Here is an 18,907-nt window from a genome sequence, read left to right on the forward strand (position 1 = left end):
TCTTATTGCTATAAGTTGTTTTTATTCGAAAATACCCTTTAGTTGTTTAAAGAGGATCTCATAATAATGATTCAGCAAAGCTAACTAATTCTTAGAGAAGTAGATATTGCGATAACTCGCTTGGGCATCTTGTTTTGAATTGTCTGTGTCAGTCATGATCGCAATTGCATCAATACGGGATATGTCCTTACCGAAAAACGCCTTAAAGTCTTCTTTCAAATTGCGTTTCTCGGTATACCAAGTCCCTGACGCCGAACTTGCATTTTTTACGGGAACCATTTGGGCGTTGTCGCCGGCAAAGGAATTTGGCCAAGCATCTTTGCTCGTAGCGCTAGAAGACCAAACATAGTTTAGTGCGATCGTATTCCAGAAAAACAAACCACCATCAACAACAACATACATTCGTGCAACATAATCATCACCTGACTTACTTTGCTCATCTAATGCAGCTAAGCTCTTATCGGACCTCCACTCCCAATTCAAGTAAGGAAATTCGTTAATATCGATATCTTGTTTCAAAAACAGGCCTGACGCACTTGCATTGCTGATTGCCCTCAAGAATGACGCTCCGTCACTATCACGCTCGAGCATATACTGCGTCTCTCCCTCAAATGACTTTGACTCCCATTGTTTTAGGTCGTCTTCTGAGGGAGACAAAACTGATAAGGTCTCTGCATAAACCGCCTTACTTGCACCAAGCAATACCGCTAATAAAAAGCTCATGACTAAACGAGCTGCTTTTACTCCACGCATTTTCATACCCTACAATTGTTTAGAGGACACTATAGACAAATTATGACTGCAAAGTTCCTCGCACAAAAATGTAGACAATAAAAAAGGAGCTCTACGGCTCCTTGTAATAGCAATGACGGCGTTTTTATTTAGCGATATCTTCAAGAATACTAGAAAAATCCTTCTTTCCTTCTCCTGAATCTTGCTTATCGACATACATGTCATGTGCAGCACGACCTAGAGGCGTTTTACTTGAAGTTTCGACAGCATTCTCCATCGCCAAGCCTAAGTCTTTGGCCATTAGATCTACCATAAAACCCGGTCGATAATCATTCGAGGCAGGGCTTGTCGGCATAACATTGGGATAAGGATTATATTTTTCTAGGCTCCAATTTTTTCCAGAACTAGCCAGCATGATTTCAGACAATACAGATGGATCTAGCCCATTATTTGCGCCTAGATTTAATGCCTCAGATGTTCCGATCATGTGTATTGCTAGCAGCATGTTGTTACACATTTTGGCAACCTGCCCCGCACCTTCAGGACCTGCATGGAATATATTAGCCCCCATTGCGCCTAAGATAGGTTGCGCCTTTTCAAAGGCAACAGCATCCCCACCACACATAAACGTTAAACTACCCGCAGCTGCTGCGGCAACGCCTCCGGAGACTGGCGCATCAACCATATCGATACCGTTTTCACGACAAGCGTCGTGCACGCTTCTGGCTGTTGCGGCATCAATCGTTGAGGAATCAATAATCAGAGGCTTGTTGCTGAGCTGTTCGAGCAAACCCTGTTTGGCATTTGGCTCGCCTAAAAATAGAGAAGCCACATGCTTTCCAGCAGGGAGCATTGTAATAATGACGTCTGATGTTTTTACCGCATCCTCCAAAGACTGCGCTTTATGCGCGCCTTCTCTAACTAAGCTTTCAACGAGCTCAGGCATCAAATCAATCGCATAAACCGAATGACCGGCCTTGATCAAATTCAAAGCCATTGGGCCGCCCATATTACCGAGACCAACAAACGTAATCGTTGCCATAATTTATCCTTGTTTTTATCAGCAAATTAAAAATGAAATGCTTCTTACTTTAACGAGATACTCATGTTCGGGCCGGATGACTGATTTTCCGTAGCTTTCCAGTTTGAGGTCACGGTTTTAGTTTCGGTATAAAACCTGACGGCTTGTTTTCCATAAGCATGCAAGTCACCCATAAAGGAACCTTTCCAACCAGTGAACGAGAAAAACGGCAAAGGAACAGGTATAGGCAAATTAATACCCACTTGACCAACTTCAACCTCGTGCTGATAACGGCGAGCACTGATCCCAGACTGAGTAAATATAGACGTACCGTTGCCATAAGGACTGCTGTTAACCAAATCCAAGGCTGCATCCAGAGAATCAACATTAATACAACATACTACTGGGCCGAATATTTCTTGTTGATATATATCCATATTAGTAGAAACATCTTTAAAGAGCGTTGGCCCGACCCAGTTTCCGTCTGGATATCCGTCAACAACGACGCCTCGCCCATCAACTAAACATGTCGCTCCTTGCGTAATTCCAGACTCGATCAATGACTCAATTCTTTGTTTGCTTGCCGGTGTAATCACCGGACCAAACGCAGCATTAGGGTCATCCCACGCACCTGGCTTCACATTTCGCAAGCGCTCTGCTAAGTCGTCAGCCCACTTAATTGTTTCGCCGACAAATACAATGACACTAATCGCCATACAACGCTGTCCTGCAGCGCCTACCGTAGCGCCAACTAATGCATTCATTACAGTTGCCTTATCGGCATCAGGCATAACAACCATGTGATTCTTGGCACCCGCGAAGCATTGAGCGCGCTTTAACTGATTGGTTGCCGTGCGATACACGTGCGCAGCGACCGGCACAGAGCCAACAAAAGATGTCGCGACAACGTCTTCATGATTTAAGAGATAATTAACCTGATCCTTGTCGCCATGGATCACTTGAACCAAACCTGCAGGTGCGCCCGCTTCTATAAACAACTCTATTAAACGCATGGTTGCCAACGGGACCTGTTCAGACGGTTTGAGAATCATAGCGTTGCCGCATGCCGTCGCCATCGGGAACATCCACAAAGGAATCATGGCAGGGAAGTTAAATGGCGTAATGCCAAGCGTAACGCCGAGTGACTGCGTGATACTGTACGTATCAACCTCTCGCGCAACATTCTCAACCGTTTCCCCCATAACTAAGCTAGGAATATTGCACGCCTGCTCGACGACTTCTATTCCACGCCAAACATCGCCCATAGCATCTTCGATGTTCTTACCTGTGTCGACCGCTAAGATTTCTGCTATCTCGCGCTGCTTCTCTTTTAATAGGTGTTGATAGCGAAACATTAAACGAGAACGATCCGTCACTGCAGTATTTTTCCAAGCTTTATAGGCTTGTTTAGCGCCTTCAATAGCTAGCTCAATTTCAGCTTCAGACGCGCATGGCACTTCAGCAAGGACTTCTTGGGTTGCTGGATTTAATACAGGTAATTTGTTTTGGCTTGTGCTTTCAACGAACTCGCCGTTTATCAACAAAGGGACTTGAACTGGCATAGATATTCCTAACAGGTTTTATTTTTATTCAACTTAGTAACTCTACTCTAGTTTTAAATACATAGGACTGATCAAAACTTGCTTTTTAACTGATCAATATGGACAAACACTTTGAAGATAAAGCGCAAATGTCTAAACCGTAAACTCCTGTTAGTCCAATGGATATATTCGACTCACTAAGATTTAGACTCGAATTATCAACAGTCATTGGCCATGCTTAAGCTTGCACTAAAAATATTAGTTACGATTTTCGTTATCTTGGTACTTACAATCATTACTGTTCTAAGCAGTATTGATGTCAATGACTATAAAAGAGACATCGAAAACAGTACGAAGGACCGTTTCGGTTTAACTATAAAAATTGATGGGGAATTGAAGCTTTCTTGGTGGCCTCTCGGTGTAACCCTTGACTCTCTCAGTATTCTAGATCAAGAGGGGCAAGTGTTTACTCAGGTATCACAGATCGACCTATCGATAGACACGCTCAGCTTGCTCAAGCTCGCCCCTGAAATTAACGGAATTTATTCAAACGGCGCTCATATTCATCTGTATGTCGACGAATCTGGAAATCGTAATTGGGATCTTTTGACTAAAGGCGATAAACCGGTCGACGAAGAGTCACAAAAAACAGATAGCTCAGTTGTCACCACCGACAATACAAATCTGAAACCTACAAGCACAGAGTTGGCGACGATACCATTTTTGGCAAAGCATATTCATATTCAAAACTATCGAGTGGACTACATAAACGCGCAAAGCTCTCTGAATATCTCACTTCACGGCTTTGACTTAGAAGTGAATAATGCAAGACTAGATGAAGATTTTCCTATTCAATTCAGCTTCACTTATGAAGACAAGCTACAAGGGACACGCTACTTCAACAGCCTCAGAACAAAAGCAAATATCAGCGCTGAACGTCAAATGCTATCACTCATTGGACTTGAAAATAATCTCGACCTTTCTGGGATACTGCCTAATAAGAAAACCATACAGCTCTCGCTAACTGGAAACTTTGAGTATGACCTGAAAGGTGACACACTAAACGCTTCGAGCATGCAGGTCAGTGGCGCCAGCATTGCTTTAGATACTCAATTTGTCGCCAAGAAGCTTCGCACCAGTCCTGATATAACGGGCATGATTCACGTTGCACCCTTTGCTCTTGCAAATGTAAACCAATACTTAGGTTTAAATTTACCGATTAACGACAAAGCCTTTAAAAACATAAGAGTTGATGCTCCATTTACATTTCGTTCAGGAACTTTACAGAGCACTAATTTCGACTTAGCGTTCGACGAATCAAAGTTCTTGGGTTCAATTAAAGCGCGCCCAGCTGCCAACTTTTATGACATCTCATTGGCTGGCGATCAGGCGGTTATAGACAACTACCTCGCTGCCATAATTCCTTCGCAAAAGCAGGTTACCGCGCCACATATCGCTGCAATTGAATCAAATAACGAAGCAGTCAAACAGATCTTGCCATTGGACTTCATCCAAAACGCGGACATCTCCTTTAATCTCGTGCAAGACAAACTGAGATATCAGCACATTGAGGCTTCAGGGATCAAAACATCGATTTTGATAAACAACGGCCGTATAAGAAGCACTAATGAAGCCTCAGTCGCGAACGGAAGTATCACAGCCGCCGCAGTCGTGAATGCACAACTGCCCAATCCAGTTTGGGATCTTAGCATTGATGCGAATAGTCTTATTGTTGGAGAACTTATGCCGCCCACTCTGCAAACAAACGATATTTCCTTTGCAGGTACACTTGATCTAAATGGCGCTATATCCCTGACGGGTAACACCATCCCAGATCTTAAAGCTACTAACTCAGGAAGTGTTCAAGCTGAACTTCAACAGGGTCGTGTGGACGGAATAAATATTGATGCTTGGCTGTGTAAAGGCATTTCATATATTAATAATGACAAATATGACATTGAGAAAGCGGGCTCTTCAACGAGCATCAAAAAGCTGACAAGTACAATCGAGTTAAACAACTCCGTCATACAAACCCAACACACAAAGCTTAATTCGAATAGCACGAACACAATCATAAATGGTACTGCTGATATTCTAAATCAATCATATGAAGCTAACTTTTACATAAAACCTGAAGCGAACGGCGCAACACATGCCTGTCGCATCAATCCAAAACTTCAGAACATTAGCATTCCTTTAACATGCCAAGGCATGCTAATTGCCAATCAACATCGTTGCGACATCAACTACAGCGCACTGAAGCAGCAAGTTCAAAATGCAGCTATTGATGAAGCAAAGCGCAAAACAGAGAAAGAGCTAGATCGCGTCATCAATAAGCATCGTGAACGCTTGGACGGAATCATTGGGAAAGATAACGAAGCCGTAGACAAGATTAAAGACAGCCTTCTTAAGCTATTTAATTAAGTAACTCGCCTTTCGTTTTTATTAACTTTCAGCAAATAAGCCTTTCGGCTGATCAAAATACGCCCCATCCAAAACTAATATCTATCCTAACGAAACAGAGATGTTTCAGGGTTTTCATTTCCCTCCTTAGTTATTAGTTTGTTTAACCTCAGCGGTGATGGTCTTGTTCGGCGACCACGCCGCTTTTTTTTGGCCGAATGTCAGACATAAAAAAACCGGTAACAAGTACCGGTTTTTTATTGACGCTAAATAAGACTTAGAAGTTTTCAGCTTCAAGCGCCATCGTATCTTCACTACCAGACTTAATCGCCTCAAGAAGAGAAAGAGTCCCTGGAAGAAGACGACTAAAGAAGAAGTTAGCAGTCTTAAGCTTATTCGCGTAGAACACATCTTCTTCAACTTTAGGTGCTGCTTTTGCAACCATGCGTGCCCACATGTAGCCGTATGCAGTTAGACCAAATAAATCCAAGTACTCAACCGCTGCTGCGCCGATCGCATCTGCGTCGCCCTGTGTTGCACCGATTACATATTCAGTCGCTTCAGTTAAGCGATCTAAAGCTGCAGAAAGTTGATCAAGTTTGCTAGCCAACGCAGGATTGTCTGATTCAGCAGCAATGAACTCTTTTACTTCGCTAGCAAATAGCTCATATAGTTTGCCACCATTAGCAACAACTTTACGCCCCATCAAGTCCATTGCTTGAACGCCATTAGTACCTTCATAGATTTGCGTGATACGCGTGTCACGAACTAGTTGCTCTTGACCCCACTCACGAATAAAGCCATGACCACCAAATACTTGCTGACCAGCAACACAAGAATCTAATGCGCGGTCTGTCATGTATGCTTTAGCGATTGGCGTGAGAAGCGCAATCATTGCATTTGCATGCTTAATCTGATCGGCATCATCAGAGAACTTAGCAATGTCGAGGTAACTTGCAACGTAGGTAGAGAAAGCACGCGAGCCTTCTGTGTAAGCCTTCATAGTAAGAAGCATACGACGAACGTCAGCGTGAACGATAATCGGGTCAGCTTGCTTTTCAGTATTAACAGGACCTGTTGCTGCACGACCTTGAATACGATCAAGTGCGTATTCACGTGCGTTTTGGTAAGAGCGCTCTGCTGCGGCGAAACCTTGAATACCAACACTCAAGCGTTCGTAGTTCATCATTGTAAACATAGCCAAAAGACCTTTGTTTACTTCACCGACCAACCAACCTTGCGCACCATCAAAGTTCATAACACAGGTACCGGAAGCTTTAATACCCATCTTGTGTTCGATAGAACCACAAGTAACGTTATTGTTTTCACCTACAACGCCGTTGTCATCAACACTGTTACGCGGCACTAGGAAAAGAGAAATACCTTTTGATCCAGCTGGCGCATCCGGAAGTTTCGCAAGCACCAAATGAATGATGTTATCAGTCAGGTCATTTTCACCACCTGTGATAAAGATCTTCGTACCAGTAATGCTGTATGAACCGTCGGCATTTGGCTCAGCCTTGGTGCGAATCATACCAAGATCTGTACCTGAGTGAGGCTCAGTCAAATCCATCGCACCTGTCCATTCACCTGAATACATTTTTGGCAGGTATTTTTGCTTAAGCTCTTCTGAAGCGTGCGCATCAATTGCCAATGCCGCACCAGAAGTCAAACACACATATAGACCGAATGAGATGTCAGCAGAGTAAAGCATCTCTTCATACTGAGCGCCCAACATTTTAGGCATGCCCATACCTTCGTAAACTGGGTTACCAGTCAAACCTGACCAACCACCTTCAGCAAACGTTTTATATGCATCTACAAAGCCTGCAGGTACAGTGACTTTACCGTTATCAAAGTGACAACCTTCTTCATCAGCTTCACGACTCAATGGTGCAATCAACGAAGCTGTAATTTTTCCAGCCTCTTCTAAAATTGCATCAGCAGTTTCCATGTCAATGACATCTTGCGTGCCTGCCAATGAACCCCAAAGTTTTTCTGCTTCAAACACTTCATTCATTACGAAGCGAATATCTTGAAGGGGCGCTTTGTACTCTGCCATTTCCTAATCCTCAATTAATTCTTTGTGTTTATCTATGAGCTAAAGCGCTCAAAGAACGCCGTCAGCCAAAAAAATCGCGCGCATTATAACGCAAAAAAGCCCGCAAAGCGGGCTTTTTCATGAATAATGACAATTAGAATGCGAAGTTTTCTTCGTCGATTGCCATCATCGAGTCGCTACCTGCAGCAATCATCTGCGCGTGCGCAGCTGTGCGTGGAAGGATACGATCGAAGTAGAACTGTGCAGTTTGTACTTTAGCTGTATAGAAACCAGTTTCAGCAGTACCAGCGTCTAGCTTTTCTTGAGCAACTTTAACCATTTGCGCCCAGAAATATGCCAAGCATACGTAACCAGAGTACATTAGGAAGTCTACAGAAGCCGCACCAACTTCATCACGGTTCTTCATAGCATTCATGCCAACTTTCATTGTGATGTCGCCCCACTCTTTGTTAAGAGTAGTTAGTTTCTCGATGAATGGTTTCAAGGCTTCGTTACCTTCGTTAGCCTGGCAGAACTTATGTACCTGCTTAGTGAAGTTGCGAAGTGATGCACCCTGGCTCATAAGGATCTTACGACCAAGTAAGTCAAGCGCCTGAATACCAGTAGTTCCTTCATAAAGAAGTGCGATACGCGTATCACGAACGATTTGCTCCATGCCCCATTCAGCAATGAAACCGTGGCCACCGAATACTTGTAAACCGTGGTTAGCAGCTTCAAAACCAGCTTCAGTACAGAATGCTTTCAAGATTGGCGTCAAGAAGCCAAGCATCTCATCAGCAGCTTTCTGATCTTCACCTTCACCGTGAGTAACTAGGTCAGCCTGTTGAGCTGCATAGTAGATCATCGCACGAGAGCCTTCCGCGATAGCTTTCTGAGTAAGAAGCATACGACGAACGTCAGGATGCACGATGATTTGGTCAGCTTTACCTTCTGGATTCTTAGGACCAGTCAATGAACGCATCGCCAAACGATCTTTAGCGTATGTAAGTGCACCTTGGAAAGAACCTTCAGCAGCCGCAAGACCTTGGATAGAAGTACCGATACGCGCAACGTTCATGAACGTAAACATGCAGTTTAGGCCCTTGTTTTCTGGACCAATCAACCAACCTTTCGCGCCATCGAAGTTCATCACACAAGTTGAGTTACCGTGAATACCCATCTTGTGCTCAATAGAACCACAAGAAACAGCATTACGCTCACCTGCTTCACCGTTTGCATCAGGAAGACACTTAGGAACGACGAACAAAGAAATACCTTTTGTACCTTCCGGAGCACCTGGAAGACGTGCCAGTACGATATGAACGATATTATCGACCATGTCGTGCTCACCAGCAGAGATAAAGATTTTAGTACCAGTGATAGCATAAGAACCGTCAGCGTTTGGCTCAGCTTTAGTAGTAAGGATACCTAGGTCAGAACCACATTGCGGCTCAGTCAAACACATAGTACCTGTCCACTCACCAGAGATAAGTTTAGTCAGGTAAGTCTCTTGCTGCTCAGGTGTTCCGTGCTCTTCAAGTGTTGCACGTGCACCGTGAGATAAACCAGGGTACATACCCCATGCCCAGTTAGCAGTACCAACCATTTCACTGAGAATGATGTTGATCGATTCTGGAAGACCTTGACCACCGTGCTCAACAGGAGCGTTCATTGAAGGCCATCCGCCTTCTACGTACTGCTGATATGCTTCTTTAAAACCAGTCGGCGTTTTAACACCGTCTTCGCTCCAAGTACAACCTTCTTGGTCACCTGATTGATTAATAGGTGCAAGAACTTCTTCACAGAACTTAGCGCCTTCAGCAACAATCGCATCGATCATGTCAGGAGTTGCATCAGTCGCACCGATGTTTTGGTAGTGCTGTTCGCTATCAAGCACTTCGTCCATTAAGAACTTAATGTCTCTTAGGGGAGCTTTATATTCTGGCATAACGTTACCTCAATTTTATTCGGTTTCGTTTGAAAACTAATTAAATTTCAAAGCCCGTGTTAACAGTACACGTGCCGGTTTCGACTCTAAATCAAACGAGTGTTTGAAACATACGTTCGCTTGTATGCTTTGTCAAGCATTACGAGAAACTAAAAGAGAACAAACAGGAGTACGTCTCGCACAAAAACGCGAACCTTTAAACAAGGGAGAATTAAACGAGGGTTATGCTAGGGTATCGAGAAGAGTACCAAGTACTTCATCCGCGGTGCGAACTACTTGTGATGACGCTTCAACAGAACGTTGATATAAGCGAAGTTCAATGATTGGTTCGACAACATCATTTGTACCATCAGCACCATCTACGGTTCCAACACGTACGATGTCAGCAGCTGCCTTTTCGGCACCTTCTAACCCTGTGCGTACACCGCTCAATCCGATTTCTGATACTGCATTGATATTCATTTGCCAAACCATTGATTAATTTCTGATCGTTTTAATTGAAGCAAAGCTTGGTTGGCTGTGCAAGCATTGAGCATATCTTTTACACAGTTAAACAATCTAAATGTATATATTTACCAAATTCTGCAGAAACGCTACCTGATTGATGCGGCAAAACACCTAAGCAAGGTGCATTTATAGCTTGGCGCAAAGTATGAACATTTTCATCAAAACAGCTCATTTGGTCTGAAGATTGTTGATTCGCAATCCAACCTGCTAATACAAGCCCGTCATTACGGATCGCTTCTGCGGTCAGTAATGCATGATTCAAACAACCAAGCTTCATTCCAACCACCATAATAACTGGATAACCTAATTCTTTGGCGAGGTCTGCCATGGTTTCGCGAGGACTAATTGGTACTCTCCAACCTCCAGCACCCTCAACAAGCGCGAAGTCTACCTTGCTCATTAACGCGCCGCGCACGTATCCGGTCAATCGCGAAGCGCTAACTGCCTTCTTAGATATACTTGCCGCGATATGCGGCGAACACGCAGTCTCCAGTGCGACTGGATTTACCTGGGCATAAGGCAATTTGACTGATGATGCCTCAATCAAAGCTAATGCGTCTTCGTTTTTCATCTGGCTATCGAGCATTTCACAACCCGCTGCCACCGGCTTTAGCCCTAGGGTGCTCATTCCTTGCCGATGCGCTTCTTCTAGCAAGCGACAACTAGAAAAAGTTTTACCTACTTCAGTATCTGTACCGGTTACAAAATATTTTTTCATTAATCACTCATCGTTTTTTCTTAAGCACAAAATACGCAACTTGATAGGTTGCTGGGTAATGCCCCTCTGGATGCCGAAAGTCTTCATATGCTTGAAGTACTCGTTTTAGCTTACCCTTACCTGCAAGCCCCTTTGAGCGACCTCTCGAGATATTATGCGCACCGATCGCTTTTAAATCCTTCATTAAATCCATAGGACGCTGATACTCAACAACTATTGGAGACTGCTCATCAACTAACACTTCATAACCAAGCTCCAACGCAGCGTTGAGGCAAGCCCTATAAGTCATAAACTCGTTTACATGCGTTGCGTCATCGACCCTAGACCATGACGTTTTCAACTCATCCAAAGTGCCATCGACTAAGGTTGAATAGCTTATGACACCACCAGGTTTTAGCGCAGCGTGAGCTTGCTTTAAGGCTGTTTTCAAGTCATTCACCCATTGAAGCGCCAAACTGGAGAAGCAAAAATCGAGAACCTCGGATTGCAAAGCTATATTTTCGGCATCTAGCACTAGAGGATAAAACGCACGAGTTGAAGTCGGTTCGTCAACCAACGCTTCCTCAGACCACCGGCTAAAGGCGTATCGCGCCATCGATTCAGAAATGTCGAGCAACAGCATTTCGGCGAGCTGGAATTTCGTTTTTACATCTGAGGAAAAATACCCAGTGCCGCAACCAAGATCTCCCCCAAGTCCTTGAGGGAAGGAAACATCGCACGCAAGAGTATGCTCAATTAACTGATTACCAACCATTTTCTGTAGATATGCTGAAGCGTCGTAATTTTGAGCGGCTTTACCGAACGAATTTGCTAACTCTGATTTACTCGCTACATTTTGATTGGACATCTTAAACCGCAGCCTTTAAGTCACTTAGCTCTGATACAAGCACCTGCCCCACCGAATCAACGAACGGGAAGTGCGCTACACCATCAATGATTACGCTCTTATGATGAGTAAACTGGCTCTTAATCTCTAAAGCGCAGCTTTGCTTAACCAAAACATCTTGATCGCCGAATATCATGAGTGCTGACTGAGTTAAGTTGGCAAGCTCTTGCTGCACATCCAATTCGCCTAGCAACTTGAGGCTTTGGCACCGATTTGATTCCTCTAATAAACAAAGGTCGTACTGTTCGCGAACTCGCTTCAATAAAGAGGATTGCTTAGGAGCACCTTTGATACACAAAAACGGAAACGTTTTAACGATCGCTCGATCATCGCTAATAGAGCTCACAAAATCAGCAAAGTCCTGTCGCTTCATACCACATTGATAATCCGTCGACTCTACGAACTTGGGCGAGCTCATTAGTGTCACTAAACGGTCGTACGATTTATTAGCCCCTTCAAGGTAAGCTGCGAGCTTAATGGCCAACATTCCACCTAGCGACCAACCAATAATCACCGTATTAGGCGATACATATTCCTTGGCTAAATGCTCCAGCCAACGAATATCGCCACGCTCAGGGCACGCTACTATCTTGATTGATCGATTGCTCATAAGTTCTTTTGACAAACCATGAAGCCAATCGGCGTAGAATTCTTCAGAAACCGACCAACCTTGAATAAACAAAAGGTCTACGTACTTGCTCATGCCTCCATCCTCTCACGGCGGAATTCTTTGAGAGCTTGAGTCAAATTTGATAAATCTGAAGCGTTATGCGCGGCACTCATAGTAATACGCAAGCGGGCACTACCTTGGGGAACAGTGGGCGGTCGTATGACGCCCACTAAAAAGCCTCGAGCACGTAAAAATGCTCCTGCATCAAGAGCTAACTGATTATCACCTAATACAACGCCTTGTATCGCAGTCTGAGAATCTAACAGAGTAACACCACTGTCACTCAATTCCTCTTTGAATTGAGTAATTCGCTGATTGAGCAAAGTCCTCAGATCATCACCCGCTTCAATTAACGAAAGGCTTTTACTTGTTGCATCGACTAAACTTGGCGGCAACGCGGTGGTATAGATATGGGGGCGAGCGACTTGCTCTAAATATGAAATAAGATCCTCAGGTCCTGCGACGAAGGCTCCAAAAGTACCAAACGCTTTACCGAATGTACCAATTAACAGCGGGCACTGTTCTTGAGAAACACCTTGTGAAAGCACGCTACCACAACCGCCCTCACCTAAAACCCCAAGTCCATGCGCGTCATCAATGGCGAGCAAAGATGTATAAGACGAGCATACTTCGCTTAATTGAGAAATATCAGCGACATTACCATCCATACTAAACACACCATCACTCAAAACTAAGCAGTGGTCGTATTTATCTGCGTCATACAGTTTAGCTAGATAATTACCGAGGCTAGCAGGGTTATTATGCAGATACCTTTGCGCTCTCGCACCAGACAACTTGGCGCCGTCAATCAATGACGCGTGATTCAACTTATCTTGTAGTAATAGAGCACGAGAATTGGCAAACGCAGATGCAACAGCTAGGTTTGCCATATACCCCGTCGAAAACAACAAAGCTTTATCACGCTTAGTGAAGCGAGCTAGCTTTTGCTCCAGATCTGAATGCGCCTGAAAGTGGCCAGACACAACATCGGAAGCGCCACTACCGACACCATAGGTGCGTGCCGACGTGCACAAGGCCTCAACAATCTCAGGATGGCTCGCGAGGCCAAGATAATCATTACTTGCAAAATTAGTTAATTTCTCGCCATTAGTGACGAGCTCAACTCCACTTCGAGAGTGAACATCAAAGCGCTTTCTGAGAAGCGCTTTCTGCTCAATCAGAGATAGTTGATCACGCCAATAAGGTGCGTCGTACGCCACAGACAAACCTAGTGTTGGACTGAATCGCCAGCACTAGTTGCACTTGCTTCATAGAACATTGGATTTTTCGCTTCTTGATCCTTCACAATTGCTTGGTTCAGCACAGCTTCTTGTGTTTCATCAGACTCTTCAATACGCTGCTCTGGACGCAAGCCTAAGCGCTTAAATAGCTGCATATCTTTGTGCGCTTCGGGGTTAGGAGTAGTTAGCAAGCACTCTCCATAAAAGATCGAGTTAGCACCCGCCATAAAGGTAAGCGCTTGCATTTCATCGCTCATCGATTCACGTCCAGCAGACAAGCGGACATGACTTTTCGGCATCATAATGCGCGCTACAGCAATGCATCGAATGAAATCGAACGGATCAACATCCTCCACATCTTCTAAGGGTGTTCCTTTTACCTTAACGAGCATATTAATAGGAACACTCTCAGGTTGCTGCGGCAAATTGGCAAGCTGCACTAGCAAGCCAATACGATCTGATGCGCGTTCACCCATACCAATAATGCCACCACTACATATTTTCATACCTGCATCACGCACATGCTGCAAGGTATCAAGACGATCTTGGTAGCTTCGTGTGGTAATGATCTTGTCGTAAAAGTCAGGCGACGTATCTAGGTTGTGGTTGTAGTAATCCAAACCTGCATCTGCCAACTCTTGAGCCTGATCATCTCTCAACATACCGAGAGTCATACACGTTTCTAAGCCCAATTCTTTAACACCCTTGACCATTTCTAATACGTAAGGGAGGTCTTTATCACTCGGATGCTTCCAAGCGGCTCCCATACAGAAACGACTACTTCCTTTTTCCTTAGCTTGCTTAGCTTTTGTTAATACCGCTTCCACTTGCATCAGCTTCTCTTTTTCAAGGCCAGTATTGTAATGTCCACTTTGCGGACAGTACTTGCAATCTTCAGGGCATGCACCAGTTTTGATAGATAGCAAAGTGCTCACTTGCACTTCATTTGGATCAAAATGTTGGCGGTGAACCACTTGAGCTTTGAACAGTAAATCATTAAATGGGAGATTAAAAAGTTCCTCTACTTCCTTTTTATCCCAGTCATGCCTTACCACACCTAGTTCATTCATATTCATCTCGGCCAAACGCCTCTCTTGCTATCTATTTAATGAGGAAATTAATGTTGATGTGTTACATTGCTTGGCATCAACACAAGGATAGTGTGAATGATAGAGTCAGATCACGACTTGTCAACCAAAATCAAAATACTGGTTAACAAGTCAAAATACCTTTTCAATACGCTATACAAGCACCTACTCTTAAATCGCTGTCATTTATGTAACAAGCATTCTGACTCGCACACCGCTTTGTGCAAAAACTGCTTGGAGGACATTCAGGCAAGCCAACCTAAGTGCGCTAAATGTTCAATCACAGTCAGAGTTCATGAATCCATATGTAACGACTGCAAAAATACTCAGCCTCACTTTGATCAAATTTTCGCTCCATGCTCATACGAATTCCCAATCTCAAAGCTATGCCACGACTTTAAATTTCTCGCAAAAAAATACATAGCCGAATCGATGTCGATTGCTATTATTGAAAACAGAAAACTAAGTAACGCAGATTACCCTGACCTCTTGTGCGCTATCCCTATGCACCCCAAAAAACATGAGGAACATCAGTTCGACCAAGCTAACGAACTTGCTACACGGCTAAGTCATAAAACTGGCATTCGATATCGCAACAATTTGCTTGTTAAAACTAAGGAAACAAAGCAGCAAAAACGCTCTAATAAAGCTGCTCGACTGAAAAACATTAAAAACAGTTTTTCCGTTCGAAATATAGAATTCGTCAAAGGAAAAAGTATCGCTATTGTTGACGATGTCGTGACCACGGGAGCAACGGTAGACGAAGCGTCTAGAATGCTAAAACAGGCTGGAGCGAAGAGAATTGAGATTTGGGCATTTGCGCGCACTCCGAAACAATAATTACCCCTTACGTCAATTGATTGGAATCGGCACTGTCATGCAAAGTACTCGGAGACTAAATCCGCAATAGCCATCGAAGATGTCAGTCCTGGCGACTCTATTCCGAGTAAATTTACGAAACCTTTTAATCCGTGATCTCGCTCAGAGTGAATCAGAAAATCGTTACACAGTCTGCCATTAATTTTTAGTTTCGGCCTCAAACCGGCATAGCCCGCCTGCAGACGACTTTCGTCAACCTCAGGCCAATACGACCGAATGCTCGAGGCAAAGAAACTACGTCTCGACGGATCAACCGCGTAGTCAAAATCAATTAACTCTCGCTCACCTAGTCCACCTTTCCATTCGACATCCGGCCCAAATCGCGCACTGCCAGCTAAATCCAGCGTTAGATGAACACCAAGCCCACCATCTTCAGGCACGGGATAAATGAGACGATTGAAAGGAGTTCGGCCATCGTATGTAAAATAACTGCCTTTGGCATACTCGCCTTGAAAATCATACCCACATTGAGCATAGGCGTGAAAAATGTCTTCAGCTAAATGAGGAGCATACAAACCAGCGGCATTAACGATGTTGACGGCCTCTAGAAAGCAATCGTGACCTACTAGATTCAGCAGATATTTATTGTCAGAAGCTTCACAAATCTCAACCTGGCAATTAGTAACTAACTGCGCCCCGTCGCGCTCTGCATCTCCCAACATACTGTGCATAAATGAATGGCTATCTACTATGCCAGTTGATGGGGATAGAATCGCTGCCTTTGCCGACAACGCCGGCTCAAGCTTTTGAAGTGCAGATACTGAAAGCATCTCAAGGTCTTCAACGCCATTTCCATTTGCTCGCTGGATAATGTTATTTATTTCATCAACCTGAGCATCATTAGTAGCAACAATTAATTTGCCGCAGCGCTTATAAGGCAGATCTCTATCAGCTAAATAACGATAAAGCGAATGCTTACCTTGGACGCACAATCGAGCCTTTAAACTATCTTTTGTATAATAGATTCCAGCATGTATAACCTCACTGTTTCTCGATGATGTGCCCTGCCCGAAGCTAGACTCTTTTTCTAAAATCCAAACTTCACGCCCAAGTTTTGCAAGCGCCCACGCGACGGCCAAGCCCACAACACCTGCGCCAATAACGACCGTATCAACCTTGTAACGATCCATAAGACCACAATTCCCTAAATTAAAAACAGTCCATAGGCGATAATGATTTCGCCTTATAGAATACACTATCGCAAATGAGAAAAATCATACACATTGATGCAGATGCTTTTTACGCTTCCGTCGAAGAACGAGACAACCCGGCATTAAAAACTCAAGCTATCGCTGTTGGAGGAAACCCCAACGGGCGAGGAGTGGTCGCAACCTGTAATTATATAGCGAGACAGTATGGCGTGCATTCAGCAATGCCTTCGAGTGTCGCGCTGAGACTCTGCCCTCAGCTCGTATTTATTAGGCCACGTTTCGAAGCCTATCGTGAAGCATCTCTAGCAATGCATAAAGTATTTCGTCAATACACGGACTTAATTGAACCCTTATCCCTCGACGAGGCCTACCTAGACGTTTCTCAATGTACAGAATTTCACTCAAGCGCAACCCTAATCGCCCAAGCGATTCAAAACGACATCAAGTCTACGGTTGATCTAAGTGTTTCTGCAGGCGTAGCGCCTAATAAATTTCTCGCCAAAATTGCAAGTGACTGGAACAAACCGGCGGGGTTATTTGTCATTACCCCTGACCAAGTTGACAGCTTTGTCGCCGCGCTACCCGTTACTAAAATTAATGGCGTAGGAAAGGTCACTGCTCAAAAATTAAAAGAGATGAATATCGAAACCTGCACAGATATTCGGAATTACGACTCAAATAAAATAATCGAGAGGTTTGGAAAATACGGGAAACGCTTACTCGAGCTCGCAAATGGGTTTGATGACCGCCCCGTCGTAACAGAACGCCAACGAAAATCTTTGTCTGTCGAAACCACTTTCAGTTCGGACATTAGCTCATTGAAGGAGCTTTCTCCGGCTTTCCATAAGCAATTTGAACAACTTTCCGAACGGGTTAGCAAGGCAAACCCAAACCTCATACTAGGGCGCTATATTAAGCTTAAGTTTAATGATTTCACACAAACCACGATGGATGAAGCAATCCATGCAGGCATCGAAGATTGGAAATCTGCAGACTCATTTATAAATATGATTGAAAAAGCATGGGAGCGTAAAGACCTGCCTATTCGCTTACTAGGGTTGGGTGTACGGATTGGTAACAATAAAAACGACAAACATCAGTTAGACTTGTTCGATTAGCCATTTTTGATAGCCACTATGCAACACCCATACGAAAACCTTGTACCAGATACCGTCATAGATGCTGTAGAGTCGCTCGGATTAATTAGCGATCAGCGCATATTCCCGCTAAATAGCTACGAAAACCGTGTATATCGCGTTGGTATTGAAGATGGCTCACCTTGCATCGCTAAATTTTATCGACCCAACCGCTGGTCAACGGAAGCGATCCGAGAAGAACATGACTTTTGCTTTGAGCTGCAGCAACAAGAAATTAATCTTGTTGCTCCGTCACTCGTTAATAACAGTTCAATTCACGAATTTAACGGATTTCAGTTCGCACTATTTCCAATGCAAGGCGGCTATGCTCCTGAGCTTGAACTCCCAGATACAATGTACAGAATCGGTCTAAATATTGGACGATTACATGCATGCGGTGCGACCAAGCAATTCAAACATCGCACATCAATTAGTATCGATAGGATGGCCAAACAAAGTCGCGACTTTCTCCTTACCAATGAGTTCATTCCGATGAGTTTGGAGTCAGCATACTCTTCGCTCAGCAATGACTTAATTAGCCTAATGGAATCAATTTGGGATGAAGCCGACCCTAGTTTCTTGCGCATACACGGCGATTGCCATATGGGTAACATTCTTTGGCGAGATGACCTTGCGCACTTCGTCGATTTTGACGACTGCCTTATGGGGCCAGCCATTCAAGATATCTGGCTCTTATTATCGGGAGATCGCACTCAGCAAACTTCACTCCTATCAGAGTTTCTTGAGGGTTACGAACAATTCGCTAACTTCGAACTCAAAGAACTTAGACTCATTGAAGTACTAAGAACCTTGCGTCTAATGAACTACGCAGCTTGGTTAGCTCGTCGTTGGCAAGATCCCGCATTCCCAATGCACTTTCCTTGGTTTAACGCTGAACGGTATTGGTCCGAGCACATCCTAGAGCTTCGTGAACAACTATCACTA

General features: G+C 44.1%; 16 protein-coding genes and 1 pseudogene. 5 read left to right on the forward strand and 12 right to left on the reverse strand.

All coding sequences use genetic code 11. From position 1 onward, the window contains the following. Nucleotides 1-84 precede the first annotated feature (84 nt). From A3762_RS12170 to A3762_RS12180, 3 genes are all read right to left on the reverse strand, one after another. Complete coding sequence (locus A3762_RS12170) at nt 85-753, reverse strand: DUF3047 domain-containing protein (protein WP_231878801.1); 669 nt, start codon at nt 751-753, stop codon at nt 85-87. 124 nt (nt 754-877) lie between these two features. Beyond that, on the reverse strand, nt 878-1,774 hold the full coding sequence (gene mmsB, locus A3762_RS12175; protein ID WP_068755777.1) for a 3-hydroxyisobutyrate dehydrogenase: 897 nt from the start codon (nt 1,772-1,774) through the stop codon (nt 878-880). A 44-nt stretch (nt 1,775-1,818) separates the two neighbouring features. After that, nucleotides 1,819-3,315, reverse strand: coding sequence for a CoA-acylating methylmalonate-semialdehyde dehydrogenase (locus tag A3762_RS12180; protein ID WP_068755779.1), 1,497 nt, complete (start codon nt 3,313-3,315; stop codon nt 1,819-1,821). A gap of 213 nt (nt 3,316-3,528) precedes the next feature. Here A3762_RS12180 and A3762_RS12185 point away from each other — a divergent pair, with 213 nt between their 5' ends. Beyond that, the gene (locus A3762_RS12185; protein ID WP_068755781.1) at nt 3,529-5,718 is read left to right on the forward strand and encodes an AsmA family protein; all 2,190 of its coding nucleotides are present in this window, start codon (nt 3,529-3,531) and stop codon (nt 5,716-5,718) included. 256 nt (nt 5,719-5,974) lie between these two features. Here the strand turns inward: A3762_RS12185 and A3762_RS12190 are convergent, their stop codons facing one another. The 8 genes from A3762_RS12190 to bioB form a co-directional block, all read right to left on the reverse strand. After that, a complete protein-coding gene (locus A3762_RS12190) occupies nt 5,975-7,759 on the reverse strand; it encodes an acyl-CoA dehydrogenase C-terminal domain-containing protein (protein WP_068755783.1) in 1,785 nt (594 codons plus the stop codon). 133 nt (nt 7,760-7,892) lie between these two features. Then, nucleotides 7,893-9,686 carry an acyl-CoA dehydrogenase C-terminal domain-containing protein gene (locus tag A3762_RS12195; RefSeq protein WP_068755785.1) on the reverse strand — a complete coding sequence of 598 codons (1,794 nt, stop codon included), beginning with the start codon at nt 9,684-9,686 and terminating at the stop codon, nt 7,893-7,895. 222 nt (nt 9,687-9,908) lie between these two features. Next, the gene (locus tag A3762_RS12200) at nt 9,909-10,148 is read right to left on the reverse strand and encodes a hypothetical protein (protein ID WP_068755797.1); all 240 of its coding nucleotides are present in this window, start codon (nt 10,146-10,148) and stop codon (nt 9,909-9,911) included. A 79-nt stretch (nt 10,149-10,227) separates the two neighbouring features. After that, nucleotides 10,228-10,911: a dethiobiotin synthase gene (gene bioD / locus A3762_RS12205; RefSeq protein WP_068755787.1), complete on the reverse strand. Its 684-nt coding sequence runs from the start codon at nt 10,909-10,911 to the stop codon at nt 10,228-10,230. A 7-nt stretch (nt 10,912-10,918) separates the two neighbouring features. After that, nucleotides 10,919-11,758 (reverse strand): malonyl-ACP O-methyltransferase BioC, encoded by an 840-nt coding sequence (gene bioC, locus A3762_RS12210; protein ID WP_068755788.1) that lies wholly within the window; start codon nt 11,756-11,758, stop codon nt 10,919-10,921. 1 nt (nt 11,759) lies between these two features. Then, nucleotides 11,760-12,500: a hypothetical protein gene (locus tag A3762_RS12215; protein ID WP_068755789.1), complete on the reverse strand. Its 741-nt coding sequence runs from the start codon at nt 12,498-12,500 to the stop codon at nt 11,760-11,762. Beyond that, nucleotides 12,497-13,687 carry an 8-amino-7-oxononanoate synthase gene (bioF, locus tag A3762_RS12220; RefSeq protein WP_068755790.1) on the reverse strand — a complete coding sequence of 397 codons (1,191 nt, stop codon included), beginning with the start codon at nt 13,685-13,687 and terminating at the stop codon, nt 12,497-12,499. Before bioF ends, A3762_RS12215 begins: the two co-directional genes overlap by 4 nt. Nucleotides 13,688-13,695: 8 nt before the next feature. Beyond that, entirely contained in the window at nt 13,696-14,784 is a 1,089-nt protein-coding gene (gene bioB, locus A3762_RS12225; RefSeq protein ID WP_068481669.1) for a biotin synthase BioB, read from the reverse strand. A 90-nt stretch (nt 14,785-14,874) separates the two neighbouring features. Here bioB and A3762_RS28825 point away from each other — a divergent pair. Both A3762_RS28825 and A3762_RS27560 read left to right on the forward strand, forming a co-directional pair. Next, a pseudogene (locus tag A3762_RS28825) lies at nt 14,875-15,105 on the forward strand (double zinc ribbon domain-containing protein); the annotation flags it as partial. A 123-nt stretch (nt 15,106-15,228) separates the two neighbouring features. Next, the gene (locus A3762_RS27560) at nt 15,229-15,636 is read left to right on the forward strand and encodes a ComF family protein (protein ID WP_197469230.1); all 408 of its coding nucleotides are present in this window, start codon (nt 15,229-15,231) and stop codon (nt 15,634-15,636) included. A 35-nt stretch (nt 15,637-15,671) separates the two neighbouring features. Here A3762_RS27560 and A3762_RS12235 read toward each other — a convergent pair whose 3' ends face one another. Next, complete coding sequence (locus tag A3762_RS12235; protein ID WP_068755792.1) at nt 15,672-16,805, reverse strand: NAD(P)/FAD-dependent oxidoreductase; 1,134 nt, start codon at nt 16,803-16,805, stop codon at nt 15,672-15,674. A gap of 74 nt (nt 16,806-16,879) precedes the next feature. Between A3762_RS12235 and dinB the strand changes: the two genes are divergently transcribed. Further along, complete coding sequence (dinB, locus tag A3762_RS12240; protein ID WP_068755794.1) at nt 16,880-17,944, forward strand: DNA polymerase IV; 1,065 nt, start codon at nt 16,880-16,882, stop codon at nt 17,942-17,944. 18 nt (nt 17,945-17,962) lie between these two features. Continuing rightward, a partial coding sequence (locus A3762_RS12245; RefSeq protein WP_068755795.1) for a serine/threonine protein kinase occupies nt 17,963-18,907 on the forward strand: 945 nt, incomplete at its 3' end.

It is taken from the genome of Oleiphilus sp. HI0125 (assembly GCF_001635355.1).

Bases quoted from the DNA above. Each gene is read 5' to 3' on its own strand.
- bioD (WP_068755787.1), bottom strand. From the start codon at position 10,911: ATGAAAAAATATTTTGTAACCGGTACAGATACTGAAGTAGGTAAAACT.
- dinB (WP_068755794.1), top strand. From the start codon at position 16,880: ATGAGAAAAATCATACACATTGATGCAGATGCTTTTTACGCTTCCGTC.
- A3762_RS12185 (WP_068755781.1), top strand. From the start codon at position 3,529: ATGCTTAAGCTTGCACTAAAAATATTAGTTACGATTTTCGTTATCTTG.
- A3762_RS12170 (WP_231878801.1), bottom strand. From the start codon at position 753: ATGCGTGGAGTAAAAGCAGCTCGTTTAGTCATGAGCTTTTTATTAGCG.
- A3762_RS12215 (WP_068755789.1), bottom strand. From the start codon at position 12,500: ATGAGCAAGTACGTAGACCTTTTGTTTATTCAAGGTTGGTCGGTTTCT.
- A3762_RS27560 (WP_197469230.1), top strand. From the start codon at position 15,229: ATGTCGATTGCTATTATTGAAAACAGAAAACTAAGTAACGCAGATTAC.
- A3762_RS12180 (WP_068755779.1), bottom strand. From the start codon at position 3,315: ATGCCAGTTCAAGTCCCTTTGTTGATAAACGGCGAGTTCGTTGAAAGC.
- A3762_RS12195 (WP_068755785.1), bottom strand. From the start codon at position 9,686: ATGCCAGAATATAAAGCTCCCCTAAGAGACATTAAGTTCTTAATGGAC.
- mmsB (WP_068755777.1), bottom strand. From the start codon at position 1,774: ATGGCAACGATTACGTTTGTTGGTCTCGGTAATATGGGCGGCCCAATG.
- A3762_RS12190 (WP_068755783.1), bottom strand. From the start codon at position 7,759: ATGGCAGAGTACAAAGCGCCCCTTCAAGATATTCGCTTCGTAATGAAT.
- A3762_RS12235 (WP_068755792.1), bottom strand. From the start codon at position 16,805: ATGGATCGTTACAAGGTTGATACGGTCGTTATTGGCGCAGGTGTTGTG.
- A3762_RS12200 (WP_068755797.1), bottom strand. From the start codon at position 10,148: ATGAATATCAATGCAGTATCAGAAATCGGATTGAGCGGTGTACGCACA.
- bioB (WP_068481669.1), bottom strand. From the start codon at position 14,784: ATGAATATGAATGAACTAGGTGTGGTAAGGCATGACTGGGATAAAAAG.
- bioC (WP_068755788.1), bottom strand. From the start codon at position 11,758: ATGTCCAATCAAAATGTAGCGAGTAAATCAGAGTTAGCAAATTCGTTC.